The 16,613-nt window shown below is 43.9% G+C and carries 12 protein-coding genes; 11 read left to right on the plus strand and 1 reads right to left on the minus strand.

Going from position 1 to position 16,613, the window contains the following annotated elements; all coding sequences use genetic code 11:
- Positions 1-13 precede the first annotated feature (13 nt).
- The 8 genes from galE to ACH6CZ_RS08965 all read left to right on the plus strand — a co-directional run bounded on the left by galE (position 14) and on the right by ACH6CZ_RS08965 (position 11,397).
- Entirely contained in the window at positions 14-1,021 is a 1,008-nt protein-coding gene (gene galE, locus ACH6CZ_RS08930) for a UDP-glucose 4-epimerase GalE (RefSeq protein WP_374097082.1), read from the plus strand.
- A 1-nt stretch (position 1,022) separates the two neighbouring features.
- Positions 1,023-2,519, plus strand: a complete 1,497-nt coding sequence (galT, locus tag ACH6CZ_RS08935; protein ID WP_374097083.1) for a UDP-glucose--hexose-1-phosphate uridylyltransferase — start codon at positions 1,023-1,025, stop codon at positions 2,517-2,519.
- Positions 2,520-2,797: 278 nt separating this feature from the next.
- On the plus strand, positions 2,798-4,093 hold the full coding sequence (locus ACH6CZ_RS08940) for an ABC transporter substrate-binding protein (RefSeq protein ID WP_374097084.1): 1,296 nt from the start codon (positions 2,798-2,800) through the stop codon (positions 4,091-4,093).
- A 337-nt stretch (positions 4,094-4,430) separates the two neighbouring features.
- Positions 4,431-5,285, plus strand: coding sequence for a carbohydrate ABC transporter permease (locus tag ACH6CZ_RS08945; protein ID WP_374097085.1), 855 nt, complete (start codon positions 4,431-4,433; stop codon positions 5,283-5,285).
- The gene (locus tag ACH6CZ_RS08950) at positions 5,282-6,106 is read left to right on the plus strand and encodes a carbohydrate ABC transporter permease (protein ID WP_374097086.1); all 825 of its coding nucleotides are present in this window, start codon (positions 5,282-5,284) and stop codon (positions 6,104-6,106) included. The genes ACH6CZ_RS08945 and ACH6CZ_RS08950 overlap by 4 nt, the downstream gene beginning before the upstream one ends.
- Positions 6,107-6,118: 12 nt before the next feature.
- The gene (locus ACH6CZ_RS08955; protein ID WP_374097087.1) at positions 6,119-8,359 is read left to right on the plus strand and encodes an alpha-galactosidase; all 2,241 of its coding nucleotides are present in this window, start codon (positions 6,119-6,121) and stop codon (positions 8,357-8,359) included.
- 61 nt (positions 8,360-8,420) lie between these two features.
- Entirely contained in the window at positions 8,421-10,370 is a 1,950-nt protein-coding gene (locus ACH6CZ_RS08960; RefSeq protein WP_374097088.1) for a beta-galactosidase, read from the plus strand.
- A gap of 19 nt (positions 10,371-10,389) precedes the next feature.
- The gene (locus ACH6CZ_RS08965) at positions 10,390-11,397 is read left to right on the plus strand and encodes a LacI family DNA-binding transcriptional regulator (RefSeq protein WP_374097089.1); all 1,008 of its coding nucleotides are present in this window, start codon (positions 10,390-10,392) and stop codon (positions 11,395-11,397) included.
- A gap of 381 nt (positions 11,398-11,778) precedes the next feature.
- Here the strand turns inward: ACH6CZ_RS08965 and ACH6CZ_RS08970 are convergent, their stop codons facing one another.
- Positions 11,779-12,588 (minus strand): histidinol-phosphatase, encoded by an 810-nt coding sequence (locus tag ACH6CZ_RS08970; protein ID WP_374097090.1) that lies wholly within the window; start codon positions 12,586-12,588, stop codon positions 11,779-11,781.
- Between the two features lie 178 nt (positions 12,589-12,766).
- Between ACH6CZ_RS08970 and ACH6CZ_RS08975 the strand changes: the two genes are divergently transcribed.
- From ACH6CZ_RS08975 to ACH6CZ_RS08985, 3 genes are read left to right on the plus strand one after another with little or no spacing between them, the layout of a single operon-like run.
- Positions 12,767-13,789 (plus strand): extracellular solute-binding protein, encoded by a 1,023-nt coding sequence (locus tag ACH6CZ_RS08975; RefSeq protein ID WP_374097091.1) that lies wholly within the window; start codon positions 12,767-12,769, stop codon positions 13,787-13,789.
- 25 nt (positions 13,790-13,814) lie between these two features.
- A complete protein-coding gene (locus tag ACH6CZ_RS08980) occupies positions 13,815-14,969 on the plus strand; it encodes an ABC transporter ATP-binding protein (protein ID WP_374097092.1) in 1,155 nt (384 codons plus the stop codon).
- Positions 14,970-14,994: 25 nt separating this feature from the next.
- On the plus strand, positions 14,995-16,611 hold the full coding sequence (locus ACH6CZ_RS08985) for an ABC transporter permease (protein ID WP_374097453.1): 1,617 nt from the start codon (positions 14,995-14,997) through the stop codon (positions 16,609-16,611).
- The last annotated feature ends 2 nt before the right edge of the window (positions 16,612-16,613 follow it).

The following is a 16,613-nucleotide window of genomic DNA, read 5'->3' on the forward strand; positions in this document are numbered from 1 at the left end:
AGGAGTGAATCAAATGGCAGTACTTGTCACAGGCGGAGCGGGCTACATAGGAAGTCACGCAGTATTAGCACTGAAAAGAAAAGGAATGAATACGGTCATTATTGATAATCTGCAGACCGGTCACGGCGGCGCAGTCAGCGGTGATGACCAGTTTTATAATGGGTCCCTGCATGATGGGGATTTTCTTGATCAGGTATTTACGAATCATCAAATAGATGCAGTCATTCATTTCGCTGCAAGCTCACTGGTGGGTGAAAGCGTTCAAAACCCTTTGAAATACTATGAAAATAACGTAGGAGGCGCAATCTCACTGCTTCAGGCAATGACGCGTCACGGCGTGAAAAAGCTTGTATTTTCTTCAACAGCAGCAACCTACGGAGAGCCTGAGACTGACCTTCTGACAGAAGAGGACCCTGTGTCTCCGACCAATCCTTACGGGGAAACAAAGCTTGCAGTTGAAAAAATGCTGAAGTGGGCAAGTGAGGCATATGGTATTCATTCGATTGCGCTCAGGTATTTCAACGTTGCAGGCGCTGACCCTGAAGGCTTACGCGGAGAAGATCATGACCCTGAAACCCACCTGATTCCGATTATCCTGCAGGTCGCACTCGGACAGCGTGACCATATCAGTATTTTCGGTACGGACTATACAACACCGGACGGCACGTGTATCCGTGATTACATTCATGTAAGCGATCTGGTGGATGCCCACCTTCTTGCGCTTGAAAAGCTGGAAAAAGACCCTGAAACGACCGTGTTCAACCTTGGAAACGGGCAGGGCTTCAGTGTAAAAGAAGTCATTGATACAGCACGTAAAGTAACAGGTCACGCGATCCCGGCGACAGAAGAAGCGCGCAGAGCAGGGGATCCTGCAAAGCTGGTCGCCTCAGCGGATAAAGCAAGAAAGGTACTCGGATGGAGCCCTGTTTATACCAATCTTCACGATATCATCGAAAGCGCATGGAAATGGCACGAAAAACATCCCGAGGGGTATCGTATGGAAACCCGGAAAGGAGACTGAAATGATTTCGTTACAAATTGAACGCCTGCTCCAGTTTGCCGTGCAAAAGCAAATGATTGAACCGGCAGACATTGATTATGCCAGAAACAGAATCCTCTCGCTGCTGAAGCTGGACGCACCGGAAGAAACGGATGTGCCTGATGAACAGCTTGAAACGCCGGTTCCTGTATTAAATGAAATCCTGAGCTGGGCTGAAAAAGAGCTGAATGTGACCGGCATCACTGAAAAGGATCAGCTTGATGCAGCGATCATGAACTGCCTGATGCCCAGACCGTCTGAACTGAACCAGACATTTTATTCTCTCTATCAGGACCATCCTGAAAAAGCGACGCAGCATTTTTACACGCTGTCACAGCACGCAAACTATATCCGCACAGACCGCATCGCTAAAAACGAAAGCTGGATCGCGAATACGCCTTTTGGAAAGCTTGAGATTACGATCAATCTCTCAAAGCCTGAAAAAGACCCGGCAGCCATCGCAGCTGAAAAGAAAGCAAAAAGTGTTGGATATCCATCATGCCTGTTATGTAAAGAAAATGTAGGATATGACGGGAGAGCCAACCATCCTGCGAGGCAGAATCACCGTATTGTACCGGTGATACTTGAACAGGAGCAGTGGTTTTTCCAGTACTCACCGTATGTGTATTATAACGAGCACGCGATCGTCCTGAGTGAAGAGCATAAGCCGATGAAGGTTTCAAAGGAGAGTTTTGATAAGTTATTAGCGTTTACAGAACAATTTCCACACTACTTTGTTGGATCAAATGCGGATCTGCCGATTGTCGGAGGATCCATTCTGAGCCACGACCATTTCCAGGCAGGGCATTATGAGTTTCCGATGGCAACCGCGCCAGAAACAGATACGTTTTCTTTTAAAGGCTATGAAAACGTCGAAGCAGGAATTGTAAAATGGCCGATGTCTGTTCTGAGATTAAGAGGAGCGGACCGTTACGAGCTTTCAGAACTTGCGGCAAAAGTACTTGATCAGTGGAAAAGCTATGAGGACCCGGATGCAGAAGTGCTGGCGTTCACAGATGGAGAACCTCATAACACAATTACACCAATCGCAAGAACACGCGATGGAAAATTTGAAATGGATCTGGTGCTGCGTAACAACCGGACAAGCGTTGAGCATCCGGGCGGGATTTTCCATCCGCATGAAGAACTTCATCATATTAAAAAAGAAAATATCGGTTTAATTGAAGTCATGGGCCTGGCTGTGCTGCCGGGTCGCCTGAAAGAAGAACTGCAGCTGACTGCTGATTATCTTGTAAATGAAGATATCACTGGTCTGAAGCAGGATGAGCGGACGGCGAAGCATGTGGAATGGGCAGAGAAAATATTAGCTGAAAGATCCCCTTCATCTGAAAACGTCACTGACATTTTGAAAGATGAAATAGGAAAAGTATTTGAAAAAGTCCTTGCGCACGCTGGCGTATTTAAACAGAGCGAGCAGGGACAGAAAGCATTTAAGAGGTTTCTAGATACAGTAATGTGAAGGTAGACCGGGGACAGACCCTGGTCTACCTTTCCTATGAAATCAATACTTCCTTTTCCAACAATAATCGAAACCCTTCCCAATGTAACCTTCTGTTTTACTAAGACTGCTGGTAAAACGAAATAAAAAAATCTTATAATTTACTAAAATAGTATTGACTTTAATTAAAAAGTTTACTAAAATCAAATCAAATGTAAGCGGTTTCTAAACTGGTAAGCACTTCAGGGTGAAAAAGATCGCTCGCATCAATTATTCATTTTATATGAGGGGGAAAGAAAATGAAGAAATGGTGGACAGCAACAGGTTTAGTAGCTGCAGGTGCAATGATGCTTGCAGGGTGCTCGGGGTCAGATGGTGGAAGCAGTTCTGGTGAAGACGGTGAAACAACACTGACTGCGTGGGCATGGAACGTAAACGTAGGTGCACTTGAAGATGCTATGGCTCTATATCAGGAAGAGAACCCGAACGTAACAATTGAAGTAGAAGATATTGGACGACTGGATGTATACGACAAGCTTTCAACTGGTCTTGCAGCAGGGGGCGTTGGTCTGCCGGACATCGTACTTGTTGAGGATGACCGGATCGGTGGATATGCTCAGGCCTTCCCGGATGGATTTGTAAACCTTTCAGATATGGGCTTTGAAGATAACGTTGATCAGTTCCCATCCTTCAAACAGGATCTGGCAACTGTAAATGACTCATTCTATGCAATGCCTTTTGATGCAGGGCCGGGTGGAATGTTCTACCGCAGAAGCATTTTCGAAGAAGCGGGTGTAAATCCGGATGATATTGAAACATGGGATGACTTCCTTGAAGCAGGTAAGCAGATCAAGGACGCAACGGGTGTGGCTGCAATGCCGCTGGATAAGTTCAATGATGATCCAACATTCCGTATGATGCTGAATCAGCTTGGCACTTATTACTTTGATGAGAATGGAAACATTGATCTGACAAGCCCGGAAGCTGTTATGGCAATGGAAAAGCAGATGGAGTTTGAAGAAGCCGGCCTGATTAAAGAAGTTGATGGCTGGAACGGAACGGTTTCTGCAACAATCGACGGTTCCGTTGCAACAATTCCATTTGGTGCATGGTACTACGGAACAATTATTGACCAGGCACAGGATACTTCTGGTGACTGGGGCGTATTCCTGCTTCCTGCATTTGAAGAAGGCGGCAACCGCGCATCTAACCTTGGTGGTTCAAGCTGGATGATTCCTTCAGGCGGTGATAACGAAGAAGCGGCTTATGATTTCCTTGAGTTCTTCTCTACAAGCCCTGAAGCACAGGTGATTGCAATGGAAGATTACGGCTTATTCCCATCACTGAACTCAGCTTATGAAGAAGAAATCTTTACAAGCGAAGATGAGTTCTTCGGCGGTCAGAAGATCTGGGAGCTGTTTGCTAATGAGATGGCTGATGTAGAAACACCTTATTACACTGAAGACTATGCAATCGGTCTTGATGAAGCAATCAAAGCACAGGCGGATTCCTTCAACGGAACACCACCTGCTGAAGCACTGCAGGCAGCTGCAGAAAGACTTGCTGAGAGAACAGAGCGTGAAATTAATAACTAACGATGTTTGACAAGAAAAGAGATTTAGCAGCACCTATTGCTAAATCTCTTCTTCTTTTAAAGTATCAAAGAAGACTAAAATAATATTTTCTATTTTCAACTGAGCTGATGGTTGGAGTGGGGGACGGAGACTCCCGCCCCAGGAAGGGACAGGTGAGACCCCGCAAGGCGCAGCCTGAGGAGGCTCACCGCCCGGGGGCAGGAAAGCGAAGTCCCCCACGGAAACCAGCAGCGGTTATGCAGAACTTTCAACTGAAAGGATAGCTGCAGGCGTTACATACACAAATCTACAGCCGTTTGCGGCACATCCTAAATGAAAGAACGAAAGAAGGTAGAGCATGAAACAAAAAACGTTAGTACCTTATATGTTTGTTGGACCGGCAGTCATTTTATTTTCTATTTTTATGGCATATCCAATCATTTATTCATTAATCCTGAGCTTCCAGTCAGGTCAGGGAAGCAACCTTGAATTCACGGGGTTTGATAATTTTGTAAGGCTGATGAACGATGACATTTTCATCACAGCACTGAAAAATACATTTATTCTATTGATTGTACAGGTGCCGATCATGATTTTCCTGGCGCTGATCATAGCGAACTTACTGAACTCTGCATTATTGAAATTTAAAGGCGTATTCAGGGTATCATTTTTCCTCCCTGCCGTTACATCTCTTGTAGCGTACTCTATTATCTTTTCAATCATGCTGATGAACGATGGTGTAGTCAATCAGGTGATTGCTGCAATTGGACTCGACAGAATCCCATGGCTTTCAGATCCTTTCTGGGCAAAAGCATCTCTTGTCATTGCAATGACGTGGAGATGGGTGGGTTATAATATGGTCATTTTCCTTGCCGGACTACAGAACATTCCTGAAGAATTATATGAAGCGGCAAGTATGGATGGCGCAAGTAAAATCAGACAGTTTTTCTCTATTACAGTACCGAACCTTAAGCCGGTTATTCTTTTTACAACTATCCTTTCTACAATCGGTACGCTGCAATTATTCGATGAGCCGTTCGTACTGACTAATGGCGGACCGAGTGATGCAACGCTGACGATCGGGATGTATCTTTATCAGACAGGCTTCCGGTTCTTTGATTTCGGATACGCTTCAACGATTGCATACGTAATTGTAATTTTGATTGCGATTATGACATTTATTCAATTTAAAGTGACGGGTGATCAGGAATGAAGAAAAACAAGACGACGAAAAAAATCACATTATATATTGCATTAGTCATTGGTGCACTCGTTTCTCTGTTCCCGTTCTATTGGGCTGCCATCGGTGCGACGAATACAAGTGGAAGCATGTTCTCACAGCCGCCTACGCTGCTTCCGGGCAGCATGCTGATGGAAAATATCCGCAACTTGGATGAATCCATTGGTATCGGGCGCGTGATGTTTAACTCATTATTTATCGCTACAACTTATACAGTACTGGCGCTATTTATTTGTACAATGGCTGCCTATGCATTTGCCAAGTTTGACTTTAAAGGGAGAAACGTCATTTTTACGATCTTCCTGCTTTCAATGATGGTACCTTATCATGCGACAATCATTCCGCTATTTAAAATGATGGCTGCGCTGAACTGGTTAAATACGTATCAGGCAGTGATCCTGCCAAACCTTGCGTACCCATTTGCGATTTTCCTGATGAGACAGAACCTGCTCGCATTTCCAACATCGCTCATTGAAGCGGCAAGGATTGATGGAGCGGGTGAGTGGAAGATTTTCTTCCGTATCGTCCTGCCATCGATGAAGCCGGCGTTAGCTGCAACAGCGATCTTCCTTTTCCTGTATCAGTGGAACAGCTTCCTGTGGCCGTTAATTGCATTATCAACAACAGATATGTATACATTCCCGGTTGCACTTTCAACATTATTCGGACTGTCACGCATTGACTATGGTCAGGTAATGGCGGGTGTAACAATTGCGACAATTCCAATTATTATTTTCTTCCTGCTTCTCCAGCGCCAGTTTATCTCAGGAATGCTTGGAAGTGCAGTGAAATAAGGAGTTTTGACCATGCCGATCTATACGCATGACAGACAATTTCATTTGCAGGGCCAGGATATCAGCTATATCATCCGGGTTCTCGAAAATGGACAGCTTGAACACACCTACTTTGGTAAAAAAGTAACGGATCGCGCCAGCTTTACAGGGCTGGCGCCATTTCCAAATGAACCGCTGGGTAATGCCAACTTTCCGCTGAAAGAAAGTGGATTTACATTAGAGTGGGCGAGACAGGAATACCCTTCATATGGGACGTCTGATTTTAGAGAACCTGCAATTGAAATTGTAGAAAAGCAGGGCACGAGACTTTCGCATTTTGTCTACCATCGTCATCAGATCATAAAAGGTAAGCCGTCGCTTGATGGCATGCCGGCAGTTTATGGGGAGAAGGAAGAATGTGAAACCTTACAGATTACCTTGAGAGATCCAATTATGGGTGCTGAATTAGACTTACTCTATACCGTTTTCCATCAGCGGAATGTTGTTTTAAGACGCAGCGAAATCAGAAATAACGGAACAGATTCTTTTTCAATCGACCGTCTGATGAGTGCTTCAATTGATTTGCCGGATCACAATTATGAATCGATTCAGCTTGACGGCGCCTGGATCCGTGAGCGGCATCTGCACCGTTCAGCGCTGAAGCCGGGCGTGCACGTTCTTGACAGCAAAAAAGGCGTCAGCAGCTCATGGCATAATCCGTTTGTTGCACTCGCGAGACCGCATGCAACAGAGCATGAAGGGGAAGTCATCGGGCTAAACCTGATATATAGCGGTAATTATCGTGCAAGCGTTGAAGTCGATACTTATGACACGACGCGTCTGATGATCGGCCTTAACCCATTTGATTTTAAATGGACGCTTGAACCTGGTAAAACATTCTCAACTCCTGAAGCAGTCCTCGTTTACAGCGATCAGGGATTAAACAAAATGAGCCATAGCTTTCATTCGTTATATAATGAATACTTAATCAGAGGGGTCTGGCAGCATAAAGAAAGACCGGTTCTGTTAAATAACTGGGAAGCGACTTATTTCGATTTTGACCATGACAAAGTTACTTCAATCGCAGCATCTGCAAGTGAGCTTGGGGTAGAATTATTCGTTCTTGATGATGGCTGGTTTGAAGGAAGAAATGATGACACGACATCGCTTGGTGACTGGACAGCAGATAAAAAGAAGCTGCCAAAAGGGCTTGAAGGACTGTCTGATGAAGTGAGAGACCGGCAGATTCAATTTGGAATCTGGGTAGAACCTGAAATGGTTTCAGAAGAAAGCAATCTCTACAGGCAGCACCCGGACTGGATACTGAGAGCGCCACACCGTCCGCATACGCCGGGAAGAAATCAAATGGTACTGAATCTCGGTAAAAGAGATGTGCAGGACTATTTAATAGAAGTAATTGGTAACGTACTGAAAGATTCAACTGCGTCCTACGTAAAATGGGATATGAACCGTACATTGACAGAGGTGTTTTCTGATGAGTTGCCTGCAAATCGCCAGGGAGAAGTGATGCATCGCTACATATTAGGGCTGTACCGGGTACTTGAAGAGATCACATCAGCATTTCCGCACGTCCTGTTTGAATCATGTGCAAGCGGTGGCAACCGTTTTGACCCCGGCATGCTTTATTACATGCCGCAAACATGGACAAGCGATAATACGGATGCTGTAGAGCGGTTAAAAATTCAATATGGTACCTCGCTTGTTTATCCCGTTTCCTCTATGGGTGCGCACGTATCAGCATCACCGAATCATCAGACCGGCCGGGTGACACCAATTGAATTCAGGTTCCACTCGGCGATATTTGGTGCATTTGGTTATGAACTTGATCCGGAGGAAATGGATGACGTAACCCGTGAGAAGGTTAGTGAGCAGATTTCTTTATTTAAAAAGGAAAGAAAGCTCCTGCAGTTCGGAGAGTTTTACAGACTGATCAGTCCATTTGAAGGTAATGACACCGCCTGGATGATAGTATCACATGATCAGTCAGAAGCGCTGGTTGCCTTTTACCGCGTATTATCGCAGCCGAATGCTGGGATGAAAAGAATCCGCCTGTGCGGTCTTAATCCGGATAAAATCTATGAAATTGAATGGCAGGAAGGCAGCAGCATGATTCACCGTCAGTATGGCGGTGATGAGCTGATGAATATCGGCTGGCAGATCCCGCCGTTTTTCACTGGCACTGTTAAAACAGAACAAACGCACTTTTATGGTGATTTTCAGTCTGCTCTGTGGAAGTTCAAAGAGATGAAGTAAGTATAAAATAATAAACAACATCAGAAGCACTGAGGCTTCTGATCTGACAGGAGGAATTGTTGTGTATGTAGGTGTGGATTATTACCCGGAGCACTGGCCGGAGAGCATGCTTGAGAAAGACCTTGATGGCATTAAAGAACTTGGTGCAAACATGATCAGAATTGGTGAGTTTGCCTGGCATTTGATGGAGCCGCAGGAAGGGCAGTTTGATTTCTCATTTTTTGATAAAGTGATCAAAGAGGCTAAGAAAAGAAATTTGTCAGTGATGTTCGGGACACCGACTGCGACGTTCCCGGCCTGGCTTGCTGCAAAGCATCCATCCATTTTATCTAAAGATGAATATGGTCACGTACGCGCATTCGGCGGCAGAAGACAGTACTGCTTCAACTCCCCTGAATATAACCGCTACGCTGCTAAGATCACTGAAGAAGTTGTGAAGCATTTTGCAGATGAACCGGCAGTTGTAGTTTGGCAGATTGATAATGAATTCGGTCATGAAGGCAGTGACTGGTGCTTCTGTGAGCATTGCCACAGTGGGTTCCATCATTTCCTTGAAAAGAAATATCAAACCGTTGATGAGCTGAATGAGCGCTGGGGAACGATTTTCTGGGGTCAGACTTATAATAGCTTTTCGGAAATCCCTATGCCTGTGCCGACTGTAACTACACATAACCCTTCTCTAAAGCTTGATTACACAAGGTTCAGATCAGAATCAGTCAACAATTTTGCGCACAAAATGACGGACATCACGCGTGAACATGCCGGCAGCGGCCAGCCGATTACGACGAACGTATCAGGCGGCTTTTTCGATAAAGCATTCGATCATGCTGAAAACGTCAGGGTGATGGACTTTGTTTCTTATGATAATTATCCGGTATGGGGCGGCCTGACTGAACCAATCGCGCCTGCAGCGATTGCGATGACGCATGATTTCAATAGAGGACTGAAAGATCAGAACTACTGGATCGTAGAAGAACTCATGGGCGCACAAGGGCACAACGTCATTGGCTATCTGCCAAGGCCAAACCAGGCGAAAATGTGGTCTTATCAGGCATTCGCACACGGCTGTACCAACATGCTCTACTTCAGGTGGCGCGGTATGACAAAGGGAGCAGAACAATTCTGCTTCGGCGTCGTTGACCAGGATAACCGGTATGGACGCAAATTTAAAGAAGTGCAGTCACTATTCAGTGAGATCCAGCCGTATGAACATGTATTAAACGAAAAAATTGAATCCGACATTGCGGTTTTATATGACTACGATAACATCTGGTCATGGAAATCACAGGTGCAGAGTGCAAGCTTTGACTTCAACGCAGAACTGCTAAGATTATACGCGCCATTTTACAGACATAACGCATCAATTGACGTCATTCCTACTGACCGCGCTTTTGAAAAGTATAAAGTATTACTTGTACCGGTCATGCAGATCATTGACGATGAACTCGCAGCTAGACTGAAGCGCTTTGCTGAATCAGGCGGCACCGTCGTATTTTCATTCCGTGCAGGTCTGAAAAACAGAGATAATAACATTCATTTTGAACAGACACTTCCGGGACCGGTTGCAGACCTTGCGGGGATTGAAATCTATGAAACAGAAGCACTTGCAGCACACCAGTCTGTTCCAGTTAAAAGTAAAGACGGTAAAGAGGGCAGCGGGAAAGTATGGAGAGACCTTGTGACACCTGCAGGAGCAGAAGTGATCTGGCAGTACAGCGATGAATTTTACGAGAAACAGGCTGCACTTACCCTGAACAAATTTGGTGAAGGCAGCGTCTATTATCTTGCAACAGGACTTGACTCAGAAGTACTTGAACCCGTTGCGCTGGATATCATTAAAAAGCATGACATCTGGCACACAGAAACACCTGCTGGAACTGAAGCTGTCAAACGAAACGGACATTTATTCCTGATGAATCATACAGGTCGGACTCAGCACGTGTGCGGGGAAACATTAGCACCTTATGAGTCGAAAGTGATACAGTATAAGAAGAACAATGGTCAGAAATGACACGAGTGGGTGGTTATAAATGGCGACTTTAAAAGATATAGCAGTAAAAGCGGGGGTCTCCCTGGCAACAGTTTCACGGGTGATCAATGATGATGCAACACTGTCTGTCACTGCTGAAACGAGGGAGAAAATACTCTCTATAGCGAAAGAACTTAACTATCAGAGTGTAAAAAGAAAGGCAGGTACTAAAAAATCTAAAACGCTGCGCGTCGGTCTCGTCTACTGGTATTCAGAGGAGCAGGAGCTTGAGGATCCTTATTATCTCTCAGTCAGACTCGGCGTTGAACGCGCTTGCGTTAATCAGGGCGTCAACCTTGTCAAACTTTACAAAAACGAAGATACGTATCGCGTTAGAAATGATGCAGCGCTGGATGGTGTGATCGCCGTCGGTAAATTCAGCGAAAAAGATCTGTCCACTTTTAAGCAGTGGGCACCGAATCTTGTGCTGGTGGATTTTACACCATCAAAAAACGTGGACTCAGTAGAAGTCGACTTCCGCTCCGCCATGATCGATGTCCTCAAACACCTGATTGACCTCGGTCACGAGCGTATCGGCTACATCGGTGGACATGAATACGTTCAGGATGATGAAATGGTCAAAGACGAGCGGGAAACAACATTTTTCGAATACCTGTCTCTCTATCACACCTTTCATCCTGAATACATCTGGACCGGAAAATTCACAGCAGCAGACGGTTACACATTGATGAAAGAAGCGTTAAAGCTTGATAACGGACCAACCGCCTTCATTATGGGAAGCGACTCCATGGCCATCGGCGCCATGCGCGCGCTTCATGAAAAAGGCGTCCGCGTACCTGAACAGGTATCTGTCGTCGGCTTCAACGACATCGAAATGTCACGCTACCTGCAACCGTCACTGACAACGATCCAGGTACACACAGAATACATGGGTGAAGCAGCTGTTGACCTCCTGCTCGATCAGCTCTCATCCAAACGAAAAATCGCCAAAAAAGTCGTCCTGCCAACCACCCTGCTGGTACGTGAGAGCAGTGGGCCACTGAAATAGAGTTTGTGATAACCCGGGTTTAGAGTGGCCCGGGTTTTTTGGTGTGATGCGGAGATAACTGTTTCTTTTATGCGAAATATGGAAGGGTGGGTTGGTCGCTGAATGCGGCAAAAGGTTAAACTTAAGTATAAGGTTGGTATTTCTGCTAATGAAGAGCTATTGATCTGATTGAAGGCGCGATACGAATGGGTTGAATTTTGTGACGTTTGCAGTAAGTGTCATGAAAAAGCCCGCGACCGTCATGAGTGACCGGGCGGGGTAGTAAGAGCAAATTTGATTTATTTTGAACCCATGAGAAATTCTTTTATGCCTTTAAAAATGAAGGGCTTGTTATTGTTGAGAAAACCATTTAGCAGGAAAGGATTTCATGCAAGTCTCAACTCACAGGATCTCCAGAAAGCTCCTCTTTCTTCCGTTAAAAACTGCCCATTCATAAACTCCAATTTCTCTGATCATATTTACAACTAGATCGTACTCATATCCAACTTCATCAGGCGAATGGCTGTCTGAGCCAAACGTAAACACTGCGCCGTATTGATGAAGTTTTTTAATTGTTTCTTTTTTGGGAAAAGGTTCACCATATTTTCTGATGCCTGATGTGTTAATTTCGACTGTCAGGTTTTTCTCTCCAATAAGTGAGAGCAGCTGTTCTTTCTTGTCTTCAATACACTGATCATATATAGGTGGTGCGAATGCAAGAAAAGCGTCAGGGTGAGCAATAATGTCGCAGAAATCGCTTTTTACTAAGCTGATCATTTGGTCGTAATAGCTGTTAAATGCAGTAACTGGATCTGTATCCGGATCCCTCCATCTTGATTTATCAAAAATGTGCACTCCATTCACGTAGTGAATTGAGCCTATTATATAATCAAGCGGCTGATCATTTAAGGTATCAGTATAATGATGGGACTGACCTTCAAAAAAATCAGCTTCGATTCCGACTCTAACTTTGATTTGTGATTTATATTTATCTTTTAGCTTTATGCACTCTTCTATATATGATGGAAATTCTGATTTTGCCATGACCATGCCAGGAAGACCAAAATCCTGTTCCAAGTGGAAAAACGGACTGTGATCTGAAATTCCGATTTCTGTGAAGCCTTGCTTGATTGCACTAAGAATATAATCTTCAATTCCCCCGCTTGCATGACCGCACCGGCTGTTATGTGTATGATAATCTACTTTAACCATTGGCATCTCCTTTGATTGAGTTGATAACATCAGCCTACCTTTTTAATAGAGGATTCTGCAATGCAATTTAATGGGTTTGAAGAAAAGTGGATATATTTAAAGGATTTTTGGATATGTAAGCGCTTTAATTTCGGGTAGGCTTTAATTGTTAAGAAAAATTCGAGGGGGAATAATGAGAATGAAAAAGATGACTCAGATGTTTGCTGTAGGTAGTGCGGCTTTAATGATTTTGGCGGGTTGTAGTGCAAATGAAGCGGAAGGGACAGCGTCAGATGAACTGGTTTTATATTCACCAAATAGTGAAGAGTTAATTTCTACAATTGTTCCACTGTTTGAAGAGGAGACAGGTATTAAGGTTGAAGTGATTAGTGCAGGTACGGGTGAGTTAATGCGACGAATTGAGACTGAACAGAATTCCCCTTATGGTGATGTCATGTTTGGCGGTACGAAGTCTGTTCACGTTGAAAACATTGATTTGTTTCATGAATATGTATCTGAAAATGATGCTGACTTAATTGAAGAATATCAAAACGATACAGGTAAAATTACTTCTTACGTTCTTGATGGAAATGTACTGCTTGTAAATGAAAATCTGGCAGGAAATATTGAGATTGAAGGATATGAAGATCTGCTTAACCCTGAATTAAAAGGGAAGATCGCCCATACAGATGCATCGAGCTCGAGTTCTGCATTTAACCATGTTACCAATATGCTTCAGGCAATGGGTGGAGATTATGAGAGTGAGGAGGGCTGGGCTTTTGTAGAGGAATTCGTAGCGAACCTGGATGGAAAGATTGCCAGCGGTTCCGGTGCGGTTCATAAAAGTGTAGCAGATGGCGAATTTGTTGTTGGTCTGACATGGGAGGATCCAGCTGTTGGTTACATCCGCGGTGACGCAGCACCGGTACGCGTCGTGCACCCTAAAGAAGGAACTGTGTACTCAGCTTCCGCATCTTCCATTATCAATGATGCGCCAAACATGGAAAATGCAGAGCGTTTTATTGATTTCCTATTGTCAGAAGATGTACAAAACACAATTGCTGAAAACCTGAATAATCGTCCGCTTCACAAAAATACTGAATCAGCTGATTATATGACACCTTTAGAAGACATTAATATCCTGACTGAGGATTCCAAGTACATCACAGAAAATAAAGATAAGATTGTTGATCGTTATATCGAGATCATCACACAGAATTAATTTCTTTTAGAGAGAGGGTTTAGCTATGAGTATTGAAATCGGTTTTAATCAGGTAGTTAAAAAATTCGGAGACCAGGCTGTCATTCCTGATCTTTCGATCAATGTTGAAAAAGGGGAATTTTTTACGCTGCTTGGCCCATCAGGTTGCGGAAAGACCACGCTATTGAGAATGGTTGCCGGCTTTAACAGTATTGAAGGTGGCGAAATAACATTCGATGACCGTGTCATTAATACAGTGAAGCCGGATAAGAGAAATATCGGGATGGTATTTCAAAACTATGCAATTTTCCCTCATTTAAGTGTTAAGAAAAACATTGCGTTTGGACTGGAGAACAGGAAAACGCCGAAAGCTGAGATTGAAAAGCGGGTCAATGACATTCTGAAGATTGTTCAGATTGAGCAGTATAAAGACCGTCTGCCGGAAAATTTGTCAGGTGGTCAGCAGCAGCGTGTGGCACTGGCAAGAGCAATTGTCATTAATCCTGATGTCTTGCTGATGGATGAGCCGCTCTCAAATCTTGATGCGAAGCTCAGAATAGATTTAAGAAACGCAATCAGAAAAATTCAAAAAGAAATTGGCATTACAACGATTTATGTGACGCATGACCAAGAAGAAGCGATGGCTGTGTCTGATCGGATTGCAGTCATGAAGGATGGTTATATTCAGCATGCAGGAACACCGCAGAATATCTACCATCGTCCTTCTAATTTATTCGTATCAACCTTTATCGGGAGAAGTAATATCATTGATGGTGTGATGACGAGATCAGGTGATCATGTTGAGGTGAGCTTATTTGATACGTATAAAACCTCATTTACAAACATTCAGAAAGAATATCTGCCAACTGCCAAGACGGCGATCAAAATGTCTGTTAGGCCAGAAGAATTTATTTTTACAACGGATCAAGATGGTATAGAAGGAACTGTGCAGAGAAGCTCATTCCTTGGGTTGAATACAAACTATTTTATTGAGCTGAAAAATGGAGAAATGATAGAAGTGGTGCAGGAATCCAATATTGATTCACTGATTCCTGAAGGTCAGACGGTATATCTGAAGCTGAATACTAAAAAAGTGAACATTTATTCAGAGGATGGTGCAGTTAACTTTACAGAGGGTGTTCAAAATGACGCTGAGCCCGTTCCTGAAGCCCGTAAAGGAGTGAACGGCATTGCCATCTAAACAGGGAAGAGATATCTGGTCTGTCATGACCATGATTATATTTTCAGTCTATGCATTATTCCTGCTGTATCCATTATTCTCGCTGCTTGTGACGAGCGTGAAGGACCCGGGATCGGGCAGCTTTTCACTCAATTATTTTACAGACTTTTTTACAAGCGCTTATTATATAGAATCATTATGGAACAGCTTTAAAGTAACGGCCGCAGTTACTGTGATTTCAGCACTCGTTGCTGTACCGCTTGCATATGTGATGTCGACCGTGAAAATTAAGGGAGCTATTCTGATTACAACGTTAATTATTATCTCATCTGTTTCACCGCCATTTATAGGTGCTTATTCCTGGATCTTATTACTTGGCAGAAATGGATTGATTACGAACTTTTTTCAGGATTACTTGAATATCACGATTCCTGATATTTATGGCTTTACAGGCATAACGCTCGTATTAGTGCTTCAGTTATTCCCGCTCGTATATATTTATACACTCGGCGCACTCAGAAATGTTGATGCTTCTTTAATTGAGGCAGCTGAAAGTATGCAGTGTACAGGTATCAGGAAAATGACGAAAGTAATCGTTCCGCTGATTATTCCTACATTGCTTGCAGGTTCACTGCTTGTATTCATGCGTGCGCTTTCTGATTTTGGAACGCCTATGCTGATTGGGGAAGGGTACCGCACGATTCCGGTAATGATCTTTACTGAATTTATCAGTGAGGTGGGTGGAGATGCAGGGTTTGCCGCTGCAATCAGTGTCATTGTAGTGATCATCGCTTCACTTGTTTTCTTGCTTCAAAAGTATATCTCAAAGCGAAAGTCGTTCACAATGAGTGCGCTCAGATCCATTGAGCCAAAGAAATCATCTGGTCTTGCAAGTATACTGGCTCATACGTTTGTATACGGTATTACAGCCATTGCACTTTTGCCGAGAATTTATGTGATTTATACGTCATTCCTTAAAACTGAAGGAACTGTCTTCTTACAGCAGTTTTCACTCGACAGCTATATGATTTCATTTGACCGCCTTGGCAGCAGCATTCAGATTACATTTATGCTGGCGATTGCTGCAATGGTCATTATCGTGATCATGTCAGTATTTATCGCTTATCTGACTGTCCGTCGTCCTAACAAAATCAATGATTCACTGGATACAGTCAGTATGTTTCCGTTCATTGTACCGGGGTCAATTCTTGGTATCGCGCTGCTTGCTTCATTTAACAGTGGTCCGATTATTCTCGGTGGAACGGCATTTATCATGATTATCTCGTTTGCAATCAGACGTCTTCCTTATACGATCAGATCAAGCGCGGCTGTGCTGAATCAGATCAGTAAATCAGTGGAGGAGGCTTCGATCAGTCTAGGTGCGTCGAACATTAAAACATTTATTAAAATCACGCTCCCGATGATGGCATCAGGGATTATAGCCGGTAGTATTCTGAGCTGGATCAATATTTTCAGTGAACTGAGTACATCGATCATTCTTTACACAGGGGCTACAAGAACAATGAGTATTGCGATTTACACAGAAGTGCTAAGAGGAAGCTATGGAACTGCAGCTGCCCTGTCAACAATCCTGACAGTTGTGACTGTGCTTTCACTGCTTATATTCTTCAAGGTGTCTGGTAAGCGAGAAGTAGCGATCTAAAT

Source organism: Jeotgalibacillus sp. JSM ZJ347, assembly GCF_044383825.1.
Classification (GTDB): Bacteria; Bacillota; Bacilli; order Bacillales; family Jeotgalibacillaceae; genus Jeotgalibacillus.